The organism is Solidesulfovibrio carbinoliphilus subsp. oakridgensis, from assembly GCF_000177215.2.
Taxonomy (GTDB): domain Bacteria; phylum Desulfobacterota; class Desulfovibrionia; order Desulfovibrionales; family Desulfovibrionaceae; genus Solidesulfovibrio; species Solidesulfovibrio carbinoliphilus.
Window position 1 is genome coordinate 3,688,841 of sequence record NZ_CM001368.1, and the last position, 18,170, is coordinate 3,707,010.

General features: G+C 67.3%; 12 protein-coding genes. 10 read left to right on the forward strand and 2 right to left on the reverse strand.

Going from position 1 to position 18,170, the window contains the following annotated elements:
• Positions 1–233: 233 nt before the first annotated feature.
• Together DFW101_RS16200 and DFW101_RS16205 are read right to left on the reverse strand one after the other, a co-directional pair.
• Positions 234–1,712: an outer membrane homotrimeric porin gene (locus DFW101_RS16200; RefSeq protein ID WP_009182596.1), complete on the reverse strand. Its 1,479-nt coding sequence runs from the start codon at positions 1,710–1,712 to the stop codon at positions 234–236.
• A gap of 613 nt (positions 1,713–2,325) precedes the next feature.
• Complete coding sequence (locus tag DFW101_RS16205) at positions 2,326–4,032, reverse strand: FAD-dependent oxidoreductase (protein WP_009182597.1); 1,707 nt, start codon at positions 4,030–4,032, stop codon at positions 2,326–2,328.
• A gap of 214 nt (positions 4,033–4,246) precedes the next feature.
• Here DFW101_RS16205 and rsmI point away from each other — a divergent pair, with 214 nt between their 5' ends.
• The 10 genes from rsmI to DFW101_RS16255 all read left to right on the forward strand — a co-directional run bounded on the left by rsmI (position 4,247) and on the right by DFW101_RS16255 (position 17,990).
• Complete coding sequence (gene rsmI / locus DFW101_RS16210) at positions 4,247–5,086, forward strand: 16S rRNA (cytidine(1402)-2'-O)-methyltransferase (RefSeq protein WP_009182598.1); 840 nt, start codon at positions 4,247–4,249, stop codon at positions 5,084–5,086.
• 18 nt (positions 5,087–5,104) lie between these two features.
• Positions 5,105–6,631 carry a sensor histidine kinase gene (locus DFW101_RS16215; protein WP_009182599.1) on the forward strand — a complete coding sequence of 509 codons (1,527 nt, stop codon included), beginning with the start codon at positions 5,105–5,107 and terminating at the stop codon, positions 6,629–6,631.
• Positions 6,632–6,657: 26 nt separating this feature from the next.
• Positions 6,658–7,014 (forward strand): Hpt domain-containing protein, encoded by a 357-nt coding sequence (locus DFW101_RS16220; RefSeq protein WP_009182600.1) that lies wholly within the window; start codon positions 6,658–6,660, stop codon positions 7,012–7,014.
• A 431-nt stretch (positions 7,015–7,445) separates the two neighbouring features.
• Entirely contained in the window at positions 7,446–10,172 is a 2,727-nt protein-coding gene (locus DFW101_RS16225; protein WP_009182601.1) for a glycosyltransferase family 2 protein, read from the forward strand.
• A gap of 226 nt (positions 10,173–10,398) precedes the next feature.
• Positions 10,399–12,204, forward strand: coding sequence for an ABC transporter ATP-binding protein (locus DFW101_RS16230; protein WP_009182602.1), 1,806 nt, complete (start codon positions 10,399–10,401; stop codon positions 12,202–12,204).
• 304 nt (positions 12,205–12,508) lie between these two features.
• On the forward strand, positions 12,509–13,411 hold the full coding sequence (locus DFW101_RS16235) for an isocitrate lyase/PEP mutase family protein (RefSeq protein ID WP_009182603.1): 903 nt from the start codon (positions 12,509–12,511) through the stop codon (positions 13,409–13,411).
• Positions 13,412–13,524: 113 nt separating this feature from the next.
• A complete protein-coding gene (locus DFW101_RS16240) occupies positions 13,525–14,709 on the forward strand; it encodes a hypothetical protein (RefSeq protein ID WP_009182604.1) in 1,185 nt (394 codons plus the stop codon).
• Positions 14,710–14,735: 26 nt separating this feature from the next.
• Positions 14,736–16,643 carry a hypothetical protein gene (locus tag DFW101_RS16245; RefSeq protein ID WP_009182605.1) on the forward strand — a complete coding sequence of 636 codons (1,908 nt, stop codon included), beginning with the start codon at positions 14,736–14,738 and terminating at the stop codon, positions 16,641–16,643.
• Positions 16,644–16,661: 18 nt separating this feature from the next.
• Positions 16,662–17,675: a UDP-glucose 4-epimerase GalE gene (gene galE / locus DFW101_RS16250; RefSeq protein WP_009182606.1), complete on the forward strand. Its 1,014-nt coding sequence runs from the start codon at positions 16,662–16,664 to the stop codon at positions 17,673–17,675.
• A gap of 39 nt (positions 17,676–17,714) precedes the next feature.
• Complete coding sequence (locus DFW101_RS16255; protein ID WP_009182607.1) at positions 17,715–17,990, forward strand: late competence development ComFB family protein; 276 nt, start codon at positions 17,715–17,717, stop codon at positions 17,988–17,990.
• Positions 17,991–18,170: the final 180 nt, after the last annotated feature.

Sequence of the window (18,170 nt, forward strand, 5' to 3'; positions counted from 1 at the left end):
CTAGTCCACACTGCCCACCCGAGGCAACATGTGGCCGCGTCCCCACCGTGACAAGACGTTCATCCACGGCCCGTCCGGGCCCCCGGGTGGACCGCCGGGCCCAAAAAAAGCGGCCGATCCCGAAAGATCGGCCGCCCGGACGACGAACCCCGTCGAGGGGGTCCGGGGGGGATGATCCCCCCCGGCGGGTCCAGGGCAGAGCCCTGGCGGGGTTCGGGGCGGAGCCCCGATCTTTAATACTTGTAGGTGAAGCCGACGGCCACTTTCCAGGTGTCGGCGGCCTCGGCCCGGTCGGCCAGCCGGTGGCCCCAGACGCTCTTCTGGAACTGGCCGTGGGCCCAGCCGGTTTCGATGCGGGCGGCCAGGTTTTCGTAGATCATGTACTGGCTGTCGAAGTTGACGCCGAGGGCGTGCTCGTTGGTGGTCAGGTCGCGGCCCATGACGAAGTAGGGGTTGGACCCGAGGGCATAGTTGAGGGACCGGATGGCCCGGGGCGAGTTGTTGCCCTGGATGTAGGTGAAGGTCAGGCGCTGGGACAGTTTTTCGACGAGGGTGATGTTGTTGAGCGAGGCGCCAAATCCCATGGCCCCGACCGGGTCCATGCCCATGTTGGAGTTGCGGGCGAAGACCTGGCTGTCGTCGAAGAGAAACGAGCCGCCGGGGCCCCAGTTGGGCCGGGTGTGGGGCATGCGCTCGGAGCCGTTGGCCGTGGAGGCGTCCTCGCCGGTGGACCACCAGCCGAAGACCTGGGGGGTGAGCAGATCGAAGCCCGTGTACTCGGCGCCGAGGTCGATGAACCAGCCTTGCCGCTTGCTCTTCTTGCGGTCTTCCAGGGCCCCGCCGCCATTGATGACGTCGGCGTAGAACTTGACCGGGTCGAGGACGGAGACTTCGAACGCGCCGCCCACCCAGTAGTAGGGATTCTGGTTGTTCTTCCAGCCGGTGGCGCCGACCTGGGTGCCGGCGGACAGCAGGTCCTCGGCGTAGGAGGCCTCGGCGAAGGAGGAGGCGTAGGCGGTGTAGTAGCCGGCCTTGTTGCCGGCAATGCCGAGCACCGCCCACGGCGTGACCTTGAAACCCTCGGTGGTGATGGGCAGGGTCAGGAAATACATGTCCAGTTCGTCGCCGACCTGGGTGGTGGTGGTGTCGTAGGTCCGGTTGGTGTCGATCAGGCGGGCGAAGCCGGCCGTCAGGTCCACGGTGCCGGGCACGAGGGGGGCCTTGACGATCAGGGCCGCGGCCCAGTCGGTGAAGACGATGCTGTCGTTGAAAAGGGCGCTCTGGGGGAAGGCGGTCGGTTGCAAGCCGGCGTTCACCTCGATCTCGGTGCCCGGATATTTGAACTGCAGGTAGGCCTGGTAGACCTGGATGGCCACGTCCGGGTTGGCGGCGGTGTAGGTGCCGTTGCCCCAGGTGTTGTCCACCTTGGTGGCGAGGCGGAATTTGAGGTTCTCGTTGGCGACGAAGTCGGTGCGGACCCGGATGCGTTCCCAGATTTCAAAGGAATCTTCCGTCTTGGTCCCGGCGCTGTTCCAGGTCGGGGTGTTGGACGTCCAGGCCGGGTCGTTCCAGCCGGTGAAGTTGTGGCCCGTGAAATAGACGCCGTAGACCCGGGAATCGCCGGTGACTTTCACTTCCGTGGTCGCCCGGGCCAGGCCGGCCGCGGCCGTCAGGAACACGGCCAAGAGGACCGGCACTGTGAAACGTTTCATAACTCCTTCCTCGCGTTGCAGGTTCATGGACAATACTGTGCATCCGGAGTCCGCGGCGACGAGCCGGCTCCGGGGGGGCGCGACGGACGACGGCGGCGCCGGGCCGGACGGACCGGGGAGGCGAACCCCCGGCCGCATCCGGCGCTTGCGGTGTGCGGTCGCGCGGCCGATCCGGCGCGCGTCACGGGCATGGCGCGGACGATGCGGGCCTTTGGACCGGCGGGCGGCCTGCCGGCGAAAAGACACGGCCGTCTCCTCGGACAGCGGGCCGTTGGCGTCTCTTTTGTTGCTATTGCAACCACTTGCCGTCTGTGTTGCTGCGAAGCGGTGGCCATACTGCATTCGGGCAGGCAAGTAAAGGCAGGGTTGTGGAGGCGGCAGGGCTGGCCGTTTGGCGGGCGAAAGGCGAAGAGGCCGCCGGACCGGCCGTGGCGGGGCGCGACGGACGATTCTTTTCCCGGGGCCGGTTGCCGCCGAAGGAGCGTCGGCAACGCGCCGGGCCGGCGGCGGCAGGAAATGGACATTTTGGGGAAAAGGAGACCCCTGGAGCGGGGGAGGGAGGAAAAGGGGCCGGGGACCGGCCGGCCGGTCCCCGGGGAAAGGCGGGAAGGGACTAGACGTCGATGCCGGCGGCGGCCACGGCGGCCATGCCGCCCTCGACGCTGACCACCTGCTCGAAACCCATGTGGGCGAGGGTGGTGAGCGCCTCGTAGGAGCGGGCCCCGGTGTTGCACATGAGGACGATGCGCTTGTCCTTGGGCACCTCGGAAAGGCGGCTTCTGAGCTGGCCCTGGGGGATGTTGTGCCAGCGGCCGGGGTGCTTGGCCACCAGCGGCCCGCCTTGCGTCTCCTCGCGGCAGTCGATGATGTAGGCGTCGCCGAGGTCGTCCTGGTTCCACAGCCTGGCGAATTCCGTGACGTCGATGCCCTTGTTCTGGCCGGTCAGGATGTTGTCGGCCACGTTGCCGACGGTGTTCAGGATGTCCATGGCCGCGGCAAAAGGCGGGGAATAGGCCACTTCCACGTTGGAGACGTCGGCAACGGTCGGAATGTTCGGCAGCATGGCGGCCACGGTGTTGACCTTGCCGATGACCGCGTCGCCGTTGACGCCGAGGGCCTGGAGGCCCAGGACCCGGCCGGTGCCGCGCTCGGCCACCAGCTCCAGGGACATGAGCCCGTGCTCCGGGTAGAAGTGGGCCCGGTCCACGGCCGTGATGTGGGTGGACACGGCGTCGAAGCCGGCCCGCTTGGCTCCGGCCAGGGTGAGACCCGTGCCGGCCGCGCCGAGGTCGAAGAGCTTGACGCACCAGGAGCCGACCACGCCCGGAAAACGCGACTGGCCGCCGGCCAGGTTGTCGCCGATGACCCGGCCCTGGCGGTTGGCCATGGAGCCGAGCGGCAGGAACATGGGCTGGCTTGTGACCAGGTTTTTGACTTCCACGCAGTCGCCGCCGGCGAAGATGTCCGGGTCGGAGGTCCGCATGGTTTCGTCGACCACGATACCGCCGCGCGGCGAGACCGCGAGGCCGGCCGCCTTGGCCAGCTCGGAGTTGGGCACAACGCCGACGGACACGATGACGAGATCCGCTTCGATGACGCCCTTGTCCGTGACCACCCGCTCGGCCTTGTCGTCGCCCTCGATGCGGGCCACCTGCTCGCCGAGGCGAAAGGCCACGCCTTTTTCCTCCATGTGCTTCCGGGCCATGCCGGCCAGGGTCGGGCTGGTCACGCCGGGCAGGATCTGGTCGAAAAGCTCGATGACCGTGACGTCAAGGCCCCACATGTCGGCAAAGGCGACCGCCATCTCGAGGCCGATGAACCCGGAGCCGACAATGGCCACCGAGCCGACCGAACCGCCGGCCACGGCCGCCTTGATCGCCTCGGCCGCCTCCAGGCTGTTGACGGCATAGACGCCCGGCAGGTCGAGCCCGGGGATGGGCAGCCGGCGCGGCGTGCTGCCCGTGGCGATGACCAGCTTGTCGTAGGGAAAGGTCTCCTCGCGGCCGGTCGGCAGGTGCCGGGTGGTCACGGTCTTTTTCTCGCGGTCGATGGCCACGGCCTCGGTCTCGGGCCGGGCTTCCACGTCCTTGACGTCGCGAAAGAATTCGGGCGAACGCACCATGTGGAAGGCCGTGGACTGCAGGGCCGAAACCTCGCTCACCTCGCCGGAAACGTAGTAGGGGATGCCGCAGCCTCCGTAGGAGATGCGCGAGCCCCGGTCGAGCATGACGACCCTGCTGTCCGGGGAAAGCCGTTTGAAGCGGCAGGCGGCTTTGGGGCCAAGGGCCACGGCTCCGATGATGACGACCTGTTGTGGCATGATCTGTCCTTGCGTTTCGTGTGGTTGTCCGCTCGCCGGGCGCCGGCGGCCGGCGATCCATACTTCCGGTCTCGGAAATGCCTTACATCCCCGCGCCTTGGTGGAGGCTTCGGAGGAAACGTCGCCAAGGTAGTCCATTGCCGGTCCTTGTCAATGGCAAGGCCTTGCCGGGGCCGGGTGGTGGCTGTATCGACAGGGCGGCAAGGAGGATCTTGTGGAGGACACCCGCAGGGCAACGCTTTCGATCGTGGCCACGCCCCTTGGCAACGCCCTGGACCTGTCGCCGCGCGCGGCCGCGGTCCTGGCCGGGGCCGGGACGGTTCTGGCCGAGGACACCCGGCGCACGGGCACGCTGCTCAAAACGCTCGGCATCACGGCCAACCGGCTGGTCAGCTTTCACGAGCACAACGAGGAGGCCCGGCTGCCCCAGGTCCTCGGCTGGCTGGCCGCCGGCACGGACGTGGCCCTGGTGTCCGACGCCGGCACGCCGCTTCTGGCCGATCCGGGCTACCGGCTGGTGCGGGCGGCCCGGGAGGCCGGGCACGCCGTCACGCCCGTGCCCGGACCCTCGGCGGTCCTGGCCGCGCTCTCGGCCGCCGGCATCGCCCCCTATCCGTTTTCGTTCCTGGGCTTTCCCCCGCGCGGGGCGGCGGACGGCCGGGAGCTTTTCGCCCGCTTCGGCGCGACCGGGGCCACGCTGGTTTTTTTCGAACGCAAGACGAGGCTCGGCCAGACCCTGGCCGCGGCCCTTGACGCCCTGGGCGACCGGGAGTGCGTCATCTGCCGGGAGCTGACCAAGACCTTCGAGGAGTTCATTACCGGACGGCTGTCGGATTTCGCCGGCCGCGACCTGGAGCTCCTTGGCGAGGTGACCGTGGTTCTCGGGCCCGGGCAGGCCGCGCGGTCCTCGGAGGCGGCGGCCCGGGCCGTGGCGGCCGAGGAGGCGGCGGCCGGGGGCAAGCCCCGGGAAGCGGCGAGGCGGGCGGCGGCCCGGCTTTCGGGATGGACCGTCAAGGAGGTTTATGCCATGTTGCCGGTTCGGGAAAGCGACTGATTGCAAAGAGGAACCCGCATGGTCGAAGGTCCGCAAGCCCCCAGGGAAGCCTCGTGCCTGCTCGACGCCGAAGAGCGGGAATATCTCGTCGGCGTGGTCGGCGGCGGACCGGGCTTCGACACCATCCTCGAAATCGTGGCCGGCGAGGAATTCCGGGAATTCCTGCCGCCCATGCGCCTGGCCGGAGTGGCCGGGCTCGACCCCGCCGACGTCAGGCCCGGGGAACCGCTTCTTCGCGGCGTGCCGCTCTATTCCTCCTATGCCGAGCTTTTCGCCCGCCATCCCGACATCAACCTGGTGGTGTCCCTGCAAGGCGGCCTGTGCTCCAAGGCCCTGACCGCGGCCATGCCGGCCGGGGCGTCTTTGATCGACAACACGGCCTCCTTTATCCTGTGCGCCCTGTCCCATGCCGTGTCGGTCGGCACCCACTGCCGCATGCGCCTGGACCACCAGAAGCTTCTGCTCGAAGCCATCGTGGACGAGGTCCAGGAGGACATCGCGCTCATTTCGGCCGCAGGCAAGGTGGTGGATCTCAACCGCAACATCCTGCGGCGCCTTGGCAAGACCAAGGAGGAGCTGGTCGGCCGGTCGTGCCTGGACCTGCGCAGCGGCCCGGACGACCCGTCCTTTTGCGACCCCGGCGATCCGGGCTGCCCGTTCCGCCTGTCCCTGACCACGGGCAGGAAGGCCGAGCGCCTGCACACCGTCTTCGGCGCCGACGGCCGGCTGCGCTATTACCGCACCTATTCCTACCCCATCAAGGACGCGGCCGGGCAGGTCGGGCACGTGGTGGTCTTTCGCCGGGACATCACCGACCGGACGGTCGGGGAAATAAGCGCCCGGCAGGCCGAGCGGATCGAGACCGTGGGCCGGCTGTCCTCGTATCTGGCCCATGAGATCCGAAATCCGCTCTTTGCGGCCAGCGGTTTCGCCCGCCAGCTTTCGCGCATGGAGGACCTGCCGCAAAAGGCCCGGGAAAAGGCCGGCATCGTGGTGGAGGAGCTGACCCGCATGGAGGCGCTCCTCAAGCAGTTCCTGGAATTCGCCCGGCCCGTGGGCGGGATCGTGGGCGTGGCCGACGTGGGCCGGGCCATCGGCGACGCCGTGGAGGCCTCCCGGTCCCAGGCCGAGGGCAAAAGCGTCGGCCTGGCCGTGGCCCTGGCCTCGGATCTGCCGGTCGTGACCTTCGACCCGGCCCTCCTCAAGCAGTGTCTGGTCAATCTGGTCAGAAACGCCGTGGCCGCCCTGCCGGGCGGGGGGCTCGTCACCCTTGACGCCGACCGGGACGGGGAGCGGGTCCGGCTGCGGGTGACGGACAGCGGCCGGGGGCTTAGCCGGGAGAATCTGGAGAACATGTTCAGCCCCTTTTACAAGGGCGGGCAGTGCGAGAACGGCCTGGGGCTGGCCATGGTCAAGAAGGTGGTGGAGGATTTCGGCGGCGCGGTGGAGGCCGTGGGCCAGCCGGCCGGCGGCTGCGCCCTGACTCTTTTTTTGCAGCCGGCCCTGGCCGAAGTGACCCCGGATGCGCCCGGGGTCCGGGCCTGAGGCCGGTCCGGGAAAGGAAGCCTGCCATGCCCGAACCTACGGACGGAACCGGAGTATTGATCGACCTGGACAGGCTGCGGCTGCGCTTCGACGACGACCAGGAGCTTCTGGACGAAATCTTCCGGGTCTTTCTCGAGGAAGCGCCGGGGCGCCGGGCCGGCATCACCCAGGCCCGGGAGACCGGGGACATGCCCCGGCTGACCCGGCTGGCCCATTCGCTCAAGGGCGTGGCCGGAACCATGCTGGCCGAACCCCTGCGCCAGGCGGCCTACGACCTGGAGAAGGCGGCCCGGGCCGGAGACATGGCCCGGACGGCGCCGCTCGCCGGAGAGGTCCTCGACCTGCTCGACCGGACGGCGGCCGCGCTCGGCCAGCGCTCCTGACCGCGGGGCCGCCGGCCGGCGCAAGCGGTCCCGCGCGCCTCCCGGCTGCGCTTTGCGGCGCGCCGGGCCGGGACGCGCGGCCTGCGCCCGCCGTTCTCCTTCGTTTATCACATCGGGATCACTCACCTCTTTCAATTTCAGGCCCGCTGGTTACGATAACGTAATCCCATGGGCAATTTTCGTAACCGCCGACGTCTCCTGACGAAGCTTTCCACCTAACTCCCCCGCCATTGCTACCTTTTTCATCCTGGCACGGCAATTGCTTTTCGGCCCCTGCGAGCCGGCCGCGATTCTTGGGCATGAATGCAAATGCATCAATGAAAAGAGTCTGTTGGCCAAATGGCTCAAGCCACGTGAAAAGTACGTCGCCGCACCGCCGGGCGGGCGGCCGAAAAAAGGCGAGGGATCGCCATACCAGGAGAAGGGGAGCTATGTTCCAGATCGAAGATGGGCTTGCCGGCGTCGAGAGCCTTCCGCGGGTCCGGGCCAAGGGCCGTTACCTGTTTGCCGGCGAGGACAAGTTCTTCATCAAGGGCGTCACCTACGGGCCGTTTCCGGAGAATTCCCGGGGCGAGCCCCTGCCCGAGGACGCGACCGTGGACCATGACTTCGAGCTCATGCGCCGGGCCGGGGTCAACGCCATCCGCGTGTATTACGTGCCCCCGCGCCGCTTCCTGGACATCGCCGCCAGGCATGGCATCCGCGTCATGGTCGGCATCCCCTGGCCCCAGCACCTGTGCTTCCTCGACCAGTGGGAAGTCAAGGAAGACATCCAAAAGACCGTGCGCGAGGCCGTCGCCTCCCTGGCCGGCCATCCGGCCATCCTCGCCTGGCTGATCGGCAACGAGATCCCGAGCCACATCGTGCGCTGGCACGGCGCCGGCAAGGTCGAGAAGTTCCTGGCCAAGCTCGCGGCCATCGTGCGCGAGGAAGACCCGGAAGGCATGGTCACCTACGCCAACTATCCGTCCACCGAATACCTGCGCCTGCCGTTTCTCGATTTCCTGTCGATAAACGTCTACCTGCACGACCCCAAGGCCTTCCGGTCCTACGTCAAGCGGCTGCAGAACGTGGCCGGCGAGCTGCCCCTGGTCCTGTCCGAATTCGGCATGGACTCCCTGCGCAATTCCGAGGAGCACGTGGCCGAGACGCTGTCCTGGCAGCTGGCCTCCGCCTTCGAGCTCGGCGTCTCCGGCACCATGGTCTTCGCCTGGACCGACGAGTGGTACACCGGCGGCCACCTGATCGAGGACTGGAAGTTCGGCATCGTCTCCGACGTCCGAAAGCCCAAGCCGGCCTACAAGGCCGTGGCCGACGTCTACCGCCAGAAGCTGCCCATGCTGCCGGCCAATGCCCCCTTTATTTCCGTCGTGGTCTGCGCCTACAACGCCGAATCCACCATGGACGGCTGCCTGAAGTCCTTTGCCAAGGTGGCCTACCCGCACTTCGAGGTCATCGTGGTGGACGACGGCTCCACCGACGCCACGGGCGAGATTTCCGACCGCCACGCCGCGGCCGCGCCCTACATCCACGTCATCCACCAGCCGAACCTGGGACTCAGTGCCGCCCGAAACGTCGGCATGAACGCGGCCCGGGGCGAGATCGTGGCCTACACCGACTCCGACTGCTACGTGGACCCGCACTGGCTCCACTACATGGCCTGGGCCTTCACCGACGAGCGCTTCATCGCCGTCGGCGGCCCGAACCTGGCCCCGCTGGAGGACAACCGGACCGCCGCCTGCGTGGCCGTCTCTCCGGGCGCCCCGACCCACGTCCTTTTGACCGACGAGATCGCCGAGCACATCCCGGGCTGCAACATGGCCTACCGCAAGGAATACCTGGCCGGCATCGGCGGCTTCGACGCCACCTACCGGGCGGCCGGCGACGACGTGGACGTCTGCTGGCGGCTCCAGGACCAGGGGCATATCATCGGCTTTTCCGCGGCCATGACCGTGTGGCACCACCGCCGCAACACCGTTTCGGCCTACCTCAAACAGCAAAAGGGCTACGGCCGGGCCGAGGCGCTCTTGCTTCCCAAGCACAAGACCCGCTTCAACATGCTCGGCAATTCCCGCTGGGCCGGCCGCATCTACGGCGACATCTCGGGCGCCCTTCTGGCCGCCCGTCCCATCGTCTACCACGGGGCCTTCGGCATGGGCCTGTTCCAGACGCTCTACGAGCCCAAGGGCAGCCTGGCCGCCTACCTGCCTTTGTCCATGGAGTGGATGGTCCTGGCCGTGGCCGCCATGCTGGCTGCGCCCCTGAGCTACGTGGCCGGCGGCGCCGGGCTGGTCATGGCCGCCATGACGCTGGCCTTCGTGGCCTACCGGGTGAGCAAGGCCCGTCTGCCCGAGTGCCACGACACCATGGCCTCGCGCCTGACCATCGCCGGCCTGACGCTCGCCCAGCCCGTGCTTCGCGGCTGGACCCGCTACAAGACCGTGTGGGGCCTTCGAAGCGCCGCCGGCCGCAACGCCTGCCCGCTCCCCCTGGCCGACACCGCCGCCTGCGACGAGGCCGACCTGCCGCGCGTCGGCATCCTCGGCCGCCTGGCCGCCACCGGCGGCATCCTGGCCCACCGCCTGTCCTTCCACCGGTTTTTCTGGAACAACAAGGGCCTGGAGCGCGACGAGCTGCTTGGGTCCATCATCGGCCTCATGCGGACCCTGGATGTTTCCTATGCGCTCGACAGCGGCTTTGCCGCCTCCTCGGCCACCCCGCCCTGGGACCTGTCGGTCAAGGGCGGCCGGCTGACCACCGCCCGGCTGCGGGTGACGGTCGAGAACCACGGCGGCGAGAAGCGGTTCGTGCGCATGGCCGGCTCGGTCCTGCCGTCCGGCCTGTCCACCGCCGCCCTGGCCGTCTGCCTCGGGCTGGCCGCCGGTTTCGCCCTGGTCCAGCCGGCCGTCGCCCTGGCCGCCTGCGCCCTGGCCCTCGGCCTGGCCGGCTGGATGGTGGCCGGGCTCTACCGGGCCGCCTCCCTGGTCGCCACCATCACCCAGTACGTGATGGTCACCCGCCCCGGCTGCTCCATGACCGAGCCGAAAGACGAGCGGGTGGCCCGGGTGGTCCGGCCGCAGAAGGCGGCGGACGCGGATGCCGACGCCGCCGCCGAAGCCGGTGCCGCCGAGCCGGCCGTCGAAACCGTCGCCGCCTAGAACGCATCCTTTGAGCCGCCGCCCCCGCGCCACGTCTTTATCGTGGCCGGGGGCGGCCGGCGTATGCCCGCCACGCCGGCCGCGACCGGCGAGCGGGCCGCAAACACCCCCGCCCGGCCGGGGGGCCGGAGGGCATGCCGCCTTCCGGCGGGTGCGGGGACCACGTCCCCGCCGGGGAGTCCGGGAAGGGGTGTATCCCCCCCTCCCGGTTGCAAGGACAATCGCCATGAGCATGTTCCGCACGCTGCTGGGCTATCTCAAGCCCTACAAATTTCTCTTCTTCCTGGGCCTTTTCCTGGTCGGCCTGGCCAGCGCCATGGAGCTTTTGAAACCCTGGCCGCTCAAGCTCGCCGTGGACCAGATCATCGGCCAAAAGCCGCTTGTGGTCTTCGGCTGGACGCCCGATCTCGGGGCCATGACCCTCGGCGTGAAGCTGGCCTGCGTGGTCGGCATGCTGGTCGGCGTGCACTTCCTGGTCGGGTTCGTGCAGCTGTGCAACAACTACCTGACCATCCGCATGGGCCAGGATATGGTCCAGGACCTGCGGTGCGACCTCTTTGACCACCTGCAGCGCCAGTCGCTCCTGTTCCACCAGAAATGGCCCACCGGCGACCTCATCTACCGCATCATGGGCGACACCTATGCCGTGCAGACGCTGCTCATGAACGGCGTCTTCACCACCCTGACCAGTTCGGCCCTTTTGATCGGCATGCTGGCCGTCTGCCTGCAGATGGACGTGGAGCTGACGCTCTACGCCCTGTGCGTCATCCCGTTTCTGTTCCTGGCCATTTCCCGCGTCTCCCGGAAGATCGGCGACCTGACCACCGAGACCCACATGAAGGAGTCCCAGGTCTACACCACGGTGGAGCGGATATTCTCCTCCATCACCCTGGTCCAGGCCTTTGGCCGCGAGGAGGAGGAGCGCCGCAAGTTCGTGGCCGAGTCCAAGCACTCCTTTGACCGCAAGCTTTCGCTCTACGCCTTGCAGACCGTCTACGGCTGGCTGGTGTCCGGCATCACCGCCGCCGGCACGGCGCTCGTCCTGTACATCGGCGTGCGCCACGTGCTGGAGGGCCTGCTCTCTACCGGCGAACTGCTGGTTTTCATCGCCTATCTGGCCTCGCTCTATACGCCCTTAAATAGCCTCAGCGACACGGTGGCCGGCATCCGGGCCTCGCTGGCCCGGGCCCGGCGCGTCATGGACGTCCTGGCCGTGGACGAGGCCGTGCCCGAGCGGGAAGGCGCCCCGGATCTGGCCATATCCGCGGGCGAGGTCCGCTTCGAGGACGTGAGCTTCGGCTACACGCCGGAAAAGATGGTCTTAAACGACGTCACCTTCACCTGCCGGGGCAACTCGACCGTGGCCATCGTCGGCCAGACCGGGGCCGGCAAGACCTCGCTCATCAGCCTGCTTTTGCGCTTTTACGATCCCCGCAAGGGAGCCATCGTCATCGACGGCCAGGACCTGCGCGACGTGTCGCTCAAAAGCCTGCGCCGCCACATCGCCATCGTCCTCCAGGAGACCCAGCTTTTCCCCATGACCGTGCACGACAACATCGCCTACGGGAAGAAGCAGGCCAGCCGGGAAGAGGTGGAGCGGGTGGCCATGCTCGCCAACGCCCACGACTTCATCAAGGAACTGCCCAAGGGCTACGACACCATCCTCGGCGAGAAAGGCGCCAACCTGTCCGGCGGCCAGCGCCAGCGGCTGGCCATCGCCCGGGCACTCCTCAAGGACGCGCCGCTTCTCATCCTCGACGAGCCGACCTCGGCCCTGGACGCCGAGACCGAGGCGCTCATCATGGAAGGCCTCGACCGGCTCATGCAAAACCGCACCACCTTCGTCATCGCCCACCGCCTTTCGATGATGCGCCGGGCCGACATGATCCTGGTCATCAAAAACCAGCGCATCCACGAAATGGGCTCCTACGACGAGCTCATGGCCAAAAACGGCGAATTCGCCCGGCTCCACGCCATCCAGATGGGCAAGGGCCGGCCTGAGAAGCTGCCTCCCAAGCCCCTGGTGGCCTGAGACGAGGACGTTGGGGAAGCCTCCGGCGGCCAAAGGGCTTGGCCCTTTGGAAACCCGCTCCGGGTGAAGCCCTTTCGGAAAAACATTCCTTGCTTCGCGCCCGGCTCGGCTGGTTGCCATCCTTGGCTCATACCGGCTAGTGTGGCGTTCGCTAAAAAATATGTTAATATTTTTTAGAAAAAACTAATTATTTAAATATGTTATTCTCGAAATTCGTATGTACGAATTTCGAGAACGCGACATTAGACCGGGCGCATCGGCGACGCCGCCCCCCGCGTTTTTTCCATCCCGCCAAGGAGCTTTCATGCGCCCTCTACGTAAGACGACGCGCTTTCGCCAACTCGTCAACGCCCCGGAAATCCTCCTGCTGCCCGTGGCCCACGACGCCCTGTCCGCCCTGGTCATTGCCGAGGCCGGGTTTTCCGCCCTGGCCGTGGCCGGCTACGGGTCGTCGGGCAGCACGCTCGGCCTGCCGGACATCGGCCTTATGACGGCCACCGAAATGCTCACCCACTACGGCCACATCGTCGACCGGGTCGACCTGCCGGTCATGGTCGACATCGACACCGGCTTTGGCGACGTGAATAACGTCATCCGCACCGTGCGACAGGTGGAGCGTCTCGGCGCGGCGGCCCTGTTCCTCGAAGACCAGACCTTTCCCAAACGCTGCGGCCACATGGCCGGCAAATCGGTCGTGCCGGTCGAGGACTACCTGCCGAAGCTCAAAGCCGCCCTCTGGGCCAGGGAAGACCCCGATTTCACCATCATGGCCCGCACCGACGCGGCCGCCGTCTACGGCATCGACGAGGCCATCCGTCGGGCCAGGCTCTACGCCGAAGCCGGGGCGGACATGGTCTTTGTCGAGGCCGTCACCTGCGCCCGCGATATGCGCCGGGTCAACGCCGAGGTTCCCGTCCCCACCATGGCCAACATGATCGAGGGCGGCCAATCGCCCTTTCTGCCGGCCGCCGAGCTCCAGGAACTCGGCTATGCCGTGGTCGCCTACCCCTGCGCCTCGGTCTTCACCGCCGTCCGGGCCTTGCGCGGCTGGGCCGGCTGCCTTAAAGCCACAGGCACCAGCGCCGGTTTCGCCGGGCCGGACACCATGATCGATTTCGAGGAATACTACCGCTTCATCGGCGCGCCCGGGATACGGGAGCGGGAGAAGTTGTTTTTCCCGCTGCAGGAAGAAAAGGCGAAGAAGTGAAGATGCCTCCGGCGGCCGGGAGGGGATGATCCCCTCCCGGACCCTCCCCAATGGGGTCGTGCCGGGTGGGCGGAGCATCTGAAGAAGAGCGAATGCCGGGGAGGAGTCAAAGCATGAAAAAGCGCACCATCATCGTTTCGGGGCTGGCCGCCACCTATCCGCTCGGCGGCGTGGCCTGGGACTACATCCAGTACCTCCACGGCTTCCACCGGCTCGGCCATGACGTCTACTACCTGGAAGACACGGGCGGCTGGGCCTACGATCCCTTCAACGTCACCTTTGTGGACGATCTGACCTACCATACGAAGTATCTGGGCGATTTTCTGAAGGAACTGGCTCCGGGCCTGGAAAAGCGCTTTTGCGTCATCGGGCCGGACGAGCGCCACTGGGGCATGGCGGCCGAGGAGCTCGACGCCGTGGTCAAAAGGGCCGACGTCTTTTTCAATATTTCGACGACCTGCCAGCTCCGCGAGAGCTACGCCAAAATTCCGGTCAAGGTGCTGATCGACTCGGACCCGCTCTACACCCAGTCGAGTTTTCCCGACTATCTGGCCGGCACGGCCACCGACGACGAAAAGAAAAATATCGAGAACATGCGCCGCCACGACGTCTTCTTCTCCTTTGGCGAGAACGTGGGCCAGGACTTCTGCACCGTGCCCAAGGGCATCGTGGACTGGATTCCCACCCGCCAGCCCATCGTCCTCGACAGCTGGGCCGGAGCTCCGGCCCGGCCCGGCCGCGACGCCTTCACCACGGTCCTGTCCTGGCAGCCGGCCCAGAAGGGGCCGCTCGTCGACGGGGTCCAGTACGGCGGCAAGAACCTCGAATTCGAGAAGATGCTCGACCTGCCGCAAAAGACCGCGGCCACCCTGGAACTGGCCCTCGGCGGCGGCCAGCCGCCCCGGGAACTGCTGGAGGAAAAGGGCTGGAAGCTCCGGGACGGCTTTTCCATGTCCCAGACGCCCTGGGTCTACCGGGACTACATCTGGGACAGCCTGGCCGAATTCTCCACCGCCAAAAACGCCTACGTGGCCACCCAAAGCGGCTGGTTCTCCTGCCGCACGGCCTGCTACCTGGCCTCGGGCCGGCCGGCCGTGGTCCAGGACACCGGCTACTCCCGGTTCATGGACGTGGGGGAGGGTGTGCTCGCCTTCAGCGACGAGGCCGGGGCCCTGGCCGGCATCGAGGCCGTGCGCGCGGACTGGGACCGCCATTCCCAGGCGGCCAAGGCCTTTGCCGCCCGCTATTTCGACAGCGACGCCGTCCTTTCGAAGCTGCTTTCCGACGCGCTGGGCTAGGGCCGCCAACCGCCAGCATCCAGGCTATGAAACGAACTATCCTCCTGTTTTTATTGTTGTTTTTGTGCTTCGCCTTTGCCGCCTGCGCCCTGGCCGGCGGCTTCGGCGTGGCCCGGGACGGCGGCGTCTCCTGGCTGACCCTGCCCGGCGGGCCGCGCTTTTTCTCCATCGGCGCGGACACCGTCAACTGCGGCACCGAGCCCGTCCAGGCCGACGCCTATTCGTTTTCCGCCTGCTACGCCGACCGCGACGCCTGGGCCGCCGATACCGAGGCGCGGCTGCGGTCCTGGGGCTTCAACACCCGGGGCGGCTGGTCCGATCCGACCACCCGCATGTCCCTGCCGCTGGTCCCGGAGATCGACCTTGGCCGCAACAGCCGGCTCCACTGGTTCGATCCCTTTGCCCCGGACGCCCTGGCAAAGACCGTGGCCAAGGCCCGGGAGCTGACCGAACCCCACCGGAACAACCCGGCCGTGATCGGCTATTTCACGGACAACGAGGTCGGCTGGTGGAACGCGCCGCTTTTCCGCTGGTACCTCGGCAACGAATGGGCCGTCTATTCCAAGCAATTCCTGTGGCGCATGATCTTCGACCACTACCGGGGCCGGTGGGACCGGCTCCTGGCCGACTTCGTGCCCGGCCCGGACGTCCATTCCTTCGAGGACCTGAAAAAGGGCAGGGCGGTCCTCAAACTCCGTCCCGGCGGCCAGGGCATCCACCTCATCCAGAAATTCACCGCCGCCTGCGCCGGCCGCTACTACGAACTGGTCCACAAGGCCCTCAAGGCCGTGGACCCGGACCGCCTCGTCATGGGCGACCGGCTGCCGCTCTACTACAACCAGGACGCGGTCCTGGCCTCGCGCGGCCATTTGGACGTCCTTTCCACCAACTACAACGTGGACACCCCGGACGGCTGGGTGGCCCCGTACTATTTCGAGGGCCTGGCCAAACTGACCGACGCCCCGGTCCTCATCTCGGAATTCTTCTTCGCCGCCGACGAGAACCGGTCGGGCAACATCAATAACGGCCACCTGATGCACGTCAAGACCCAGGCCGAGCGGGCGGCCGGCGCGGCGGCGGCCGTGCGCAACTTCGCCGCCTTCCCCAACGTCGTCGGCACCCACTGGTTCCAGTACTACGACGAACCCTCCGGCGGCCGCGGGGACGGCGAGAACTTCAACATGGGGCTGGTGGACATCCGAAACGAGCCCTACGAAGGCCTTGTCGCCGCCCTGACGCGGGCCAACGCCGCCGTGCCGGCCATCCACGTCGCAAGCGCCAAGGCCGCGCCGCCGCTGCCGGCCGTCGTCCCCGTCCGCCCGGCGCGCGGTCCGGTCAACGCGACCGACGACTCCCTGGCCGACTGGCCGGACAAGGCCGCGACCCGCCTGCCCTGGTTTACGGTCCCGGCCCCCCACGTGCCCTTTGGCGACGTCCACGTTTCCTGGAGTCCGGACAGCCTCAATCTCTTCAATCTGGCCCAGAACTACGCCGATCTCTATCTCCTCGACCACGACGGCCCCTTCCCGGTCTCGGAAACCTACCGCATCAACCTGGACGTGGACGCCGGGGCCGGGGTCCGCCACTTCGCCGCCTGCCTCGTGCCGCGCCCCCATGCCAAGTATCCGGGCCGGTTCGAACTGGCGCCCGAACTCTACGAAGTCGCCGCCGACGGCAGCCTTGTCCGTCTGGAGGAAAAGGGCGTTCTCCAGGTCCTGGACAAGCCCCTGCCGCACATCGCGGTGGAGATGGCCTTGCCGGCGAAACTTTTCGGCGTGGACCGGCTCACCGCCGGCATGCCCCTTCGCATCGGTATTTCCGTGACCACGTTCTACCGGGAAATGACCATGACCCTCGGCCAGGGGCCGCAGGGCCGGACCGGCCGCGATGGGGCAAAGGCCCTGCCCATGGCCATGGTCCTCTCTGACACGTAACCCCAAGGAAGACGACACATGGCAACGAACATCCTCGTGACCGGCGGCGCGGGCTACATCGGCTCCCATACCTGTAAGGCCCTGAAGGCGGCCGGGTTCACCCCCGTCACCTACGACAACATGGTCTACGGCCACGACTGGGCCGTCAAATGGGGTCCGCTCGTGCGCGGCGACATCCTGAGCCGGGGCTCCCTCGACGAGGTCTTCGCGGAATACAAGCCCGCGGCCGTGCTCCACTTCGCGGCCTTCGCCTACGTCGGCGAGTCCGTCACCGATCCGGAGAAGTACTACCGCAACAACGTGGCCGGCTCCCTCTCGCTTCTCTCGGCCATGCGCAAAAGCGGCTGCAAGCACATCGTCTTTTCGAGCACCTGCGCCACCTACGGCGCGCCCGAGCGCGTCCCCCTGACCGAGGACCACCCGACCCGGCCCATGAGCCCCTACGGCACGACCAAGCTCATGATCGAGCAGATGCTCAAGGACTTCGAGGCCGCCTACGGCATCGGCTACACGGCCCTTCGCTACTTCAACGCCGCCGGAGCCGATCCCGAAGGCCTCATCGGCGAGGACCACGACCCCGAGACCCATCTCATCCCCCTGGTCATCGCCGCCGGACTCGGCCGCCGGCCCCAGGTGGAGATCTTCGGCACCGACTATCCCACCCCGGACGGCACGGCCGTGCGCGACTACATCCACGTCACCGACCTGGCCGAGGCCCACATCCTGGCCGTCCAGAAGCTCCTGGACGGCGGGCCGAGCGCCACCTACAACCTCGGCACCGGCACGGGCAATTCCGTGCGCGAAGTCATCCGGGCCGTGGAAAAGGTCTCGGGCCAGCCCGTGCCCGTGGTCGAAGGCCCCCGCCGGGCCGGCGATTCCCCGGGCCTATACGCCGATTCCGGGGCGATTATCCGCGAACTCGGCTGGAAACCCCGGTACATGGACCTCGATGCCATCGTGGAAACGGCCTGGCGCTGGCACCAGTCCCATGTGCCCGGCAAAATGGTTTGCAATATCCGCACGCCCGGCTAACATATCCGGCACAAGACCATAAATGATCCCGGAGGGCGCATGGACTACGCCGCACTCGGCCTGGATTTTCACTCGATCCGCAACAGAAACGAGAGCCGGGTCATCAACCTGATTCCCGAGGTCCTGGCCGAGTTCCCGGATTTCCGGTTCACGCGCACCGACATCGAGGACATCTACGCCCTGACGCTCAACATGCTGCCGGCCCGCTACGTCCAGGCCGTCAGCCTCGTCATCGACGAACCCGTCACCGACGAAACCGTGCGCCTCATGCTCCGCGAAGCCATCCGCACCGTCCGCGCGCGGCCGAATATCTGAGAGGAAGAGGGGGAAGATGCCTCCGGCGGCCGGGAGGGGATGATCCCCTCCCGGACCCTCCCCAACGGGGGATTGGGACGCGCGGAAGGCACGGCGAAGCTGGTGGAACCCTTGCGCAACATACCATCAAACTTCCGACCGCGACCACCCGCACTCCCGCTTCCCCACCTCCAGCCCCCC